The sequence below is a fragment of the Bacillus sp. 05T31 genome (assembly GCF_056396725.1).
This window is the reverse complement of sequence record NZ_JBFTMA010000570.1, coordinates 1-2,944: the sequence shown is the minus strand read 5'-3', so window position 1 is coordinate 2,944 and position 2,944 is coordinate 1. Positions and strand designations below refer to the sequence as shown.

The 2,944-nt window shown below is 35.6% G+C and carries 3 protein-coding genes; 2 read left to right on the top strand and 1 reads right to left on the bottom strand.

Annotation, left to right across the window (positions count from 1 at the left end; genetic code table 11):
* Nucleotide 1 precedes the first annotated feature (1 nt).
* Both AC1DJR_RS24350 and AC1DJR_RS24345 read left to right on the top strand, forming a co-directional pair.
* On the top strand, nucleotides 2-814 hold the full coding sequence (locus AC1DJR_RS24350; RefSeq protein WP_477003701.1) for an exonuclease: 813 nt from the start codon (nucleotides 2-4) through the stop codon (nucleotides 812-814).
* 341 nt (nucleotides 815-1,155) lie between these two features.
* A complete protein-coding gene (locus tag AC1DJR_RS24345) occupies nucleotides 1,156-1,503 on the top strand; it encodes a hypothetical protein (protein WP_429687883.1) in 348 nt (115 codons plus the stop codon).
* Between the two features lie 312 nt (nucleotides 1,504-1,815).
* Here the strand turns inward: AC1DJR_RS24345 and AC1DJR_RS24340 are convergent, their stop codons facing one another.
* Nucleotides 1,816-2,907 carry a DUF3900 domain-containing protein gene (locus tag AC1DJR_RS24340; protein ID WP_477003700.1) on the bottom strand — a complete coding sequence of 364 codons (1,092 nt, stop codon included), beginning with the start codon at nucleotides 2,905-2,907 and terminating at the stop codon, nucleotides 1,816-1,818.
* Nucleotides 2,908-2,944 lie beyond the last annotated feature (37 nt).

Sequence of the window (2,944 nt, the reverse complement as noted above, 5' to 3'; positions counted from 1 at the left end):
TATTGAAAGGAATTTTAGGCCGTATAAATCAGAAGATCCGTCAGAAATAGTTGATATTGGAGCTGTAAAAATAGATGTGAGTACAATGAAGGTTATTGGAGAATTTTCAGAGTTAGTAAAACCAAGTGCCCCATTAACTCGTCATACAACAAAATTAACTGGAATTACAAAGAAAGATTTAATAGGTGTAGGGAATTTCCCTCAAATTATAGAGAAATTTATTCAGTTCATCGGAGAAGATTCWATATTTGTTTCATGGGGAAAAGAAGATTACCGTTTTCTATCTCAAGATTGTACATTATACRGTGTAGAATGCCCATGTATGGAAAAAGAGAGCAGATTTGATGTGCAAAAATTTGTTTTTCAGGCGTATGAAGAATTATTTGAGCATACACCAAGTTTACAATTTGCAGTGGATCAGCTCGGCTTAACGTGGGAAGGGAAGCAGCACCGGGCTTTAGCAGATGCTGAGAATACAGCAAATATCTTTCTGAAAGTATATGGCGAGAGAGATATTAACAAGCGATACAAGAGACATGGTGAGCTTGAACTTGTAAAGAACGGAAAACTAACAGAAAAAGCGAAAAAAAGGATGCGGAAATGGGTGTTTAAAGAACTGAGAAAAAATACAGAGCGTCCTTTTGTATGGAGTGCATTTGAAAGTAGTGACACGTGGGAAAGTATAACGGAAAGATATTATATAAGTGAATCCGCAGTAGAACTTCTGAAAAAACACTTTCCTACTGCGGTGAGAAAAGCGGAGCGGCAGCTTAGGTATTTGGCTGTGATGGAGAAAGTAGTAGAAGAAAGTTAGTAATAAAATTTATTTTATTCATATGTACAACTAGACTTCAGGATTAAGTTGCTGAAGTTTAGTTGGAAAATTCACGGCTTGTCCTGTATTGTTAATGGAATATTTTGTTGTTTTTAGTACGGATATACATAGAAAAGAGTGTAGTTTAATGGAAGCAATCTTTAACATTTTAACCGTTTTAGTTTTTTTGATAATATTTACCACACTATTTGCACTAATTACACTTCCTTTCATAGCAAAGAAGAAGAATTGGAAAAATCTTAATATATCTTTAGCTCGTGGTGTATTAAAGATTAAAATCGAAGAGTAAGGTAAGAGTCTTATACAAGGGAGGTGTGATAGTGATAGACTTGGAAATCAAAGATGTCACCGTACAGATGGAATTAAATGGTGTCTTTTGGAATGAGGATGGAATTGCTGAAATGATGGTGACTACAAAAGCGGAGCATTCTCTTATTCTTCATCTAGTAGTTGACTTAGAAAGTAAAACGATTCGTGCGATGAATGCCGAGATAGTGGGTGGGTTCTGTCCTCTATGTAAACAGAAAAGGAACGAATGTAGTGAACTTAATGACGTGCAAAATAAAATGGATATTTTAGAAGAAGCCTACGATTGGGTGAGAGAGCATCCGGAATATCGTTTTCAATTATCTTTTTACGAGTACAATAAATTTGAGGTAGTAAAGTGAAATTTTCATGTTAACAACATACATAATGACTAAAAGGAAAAACACCAAAAACTTATAGAAGGACTTGGTCAACTAGAAATATTGAAGTAGATGTCTCTCATGGAAATACGCTTGTACAACAAGGAAGGAATCTGCTTGATTCTACAAGAAATGTCATCTTGGAGCAAAAATATTTTTAAAAATAAGCATATTTGTTATAAAGAAGAAAAACCGATTCTTAGTAGAATCGGTTTTTAATATAAATGTCAACTATGTCCCAAATAAAAGAGCGCTTGTTAATAGAGCTCAGTAAAAATAGGTATATGGAAGCATTTATTCAATCCCATTCGGATCATAAGAATACTGCTGTTTATTCTCAATCCGCTCAATTACGTCTTGTAATTCATCCGGCTTCAAAAACTCAATTGGAGAGAAGCCTTTCTCAAACGTAAGTGTATCAGCCTCAATCATTAATACATATCGGTCGTTTACCTTTGCAATATGTATTAGGTCTCCGAAATCAGCAAGCAAAGCCTTCACAGAGATATGATCTGCTTTTAGCTTTAATTCCACTTCAGGGGCGTGCTCGACGATTTGAGCGGTAGCTTCCATTACTTCTTCTGTTGAAAATTGTTCCATAATTTCGCGTTTCGGACTGGCAGCCCATACTTCCATCGCTTGGTCGAACTGTTCACGTTCTTCAGTACCTTCTTCAAATACATCTTCAATTTGGTCGTATACCATGTCCATTACTTGTGTTTTCATAATTTCAGGCATAGAGCGTTCGTATTCGACGAATTTTAAGAAGTCTTCAAAGTAGCGGGCGTGTGATGCTTGGTGTATTTTTAGTTCGCCAGGCTCCACCATACCTTCTTCAGGCATGTATGGGTACTGGATAGATTTCATATTCTTTGTTGTGATGGCCATTTCAACGTTACGAATAAGTGTTGATTCATCAGAAATGGAAGCAACCTTTGGTTCGAAGTCACATTTCATTACGAATACGAATGGATCATCAAAGTATTTGCGTAGTTTTGCTTGAGCGATTAAAAATACACCACCACGTACAGCGCTTGTGTCAAGGTATGTATAAACGAGAGGTTCGCTCATATCTTTGAAGTTTTCTTTTGTTTCTGCAAAACGAATACGATTAAATAAGTTGTAATGAGGGTTTGAATCGAGTTCGTGCCCTTCTTCTACAATAAAGCRACCAATCTTTGTTGGGGCTTGTTCTGTTTTTGCGTGACGTTCTACTTTTCGCTTTGAAATTTTTAATAATTCACCATTCAAAAATTCTTTTAAAGAGCTATCTTCATACTCTTCAGCGTCTAATGTTTGAAAATGTTTGTAGCGTTTATCAACTGCTTCACCTTTTCCTTCTACTTGTACTACATAAAAGGAAAGAAAATTTATTTCAAAATCCATATTTATCACCTTGTTTCATTTCGTTAACTCTTATCAG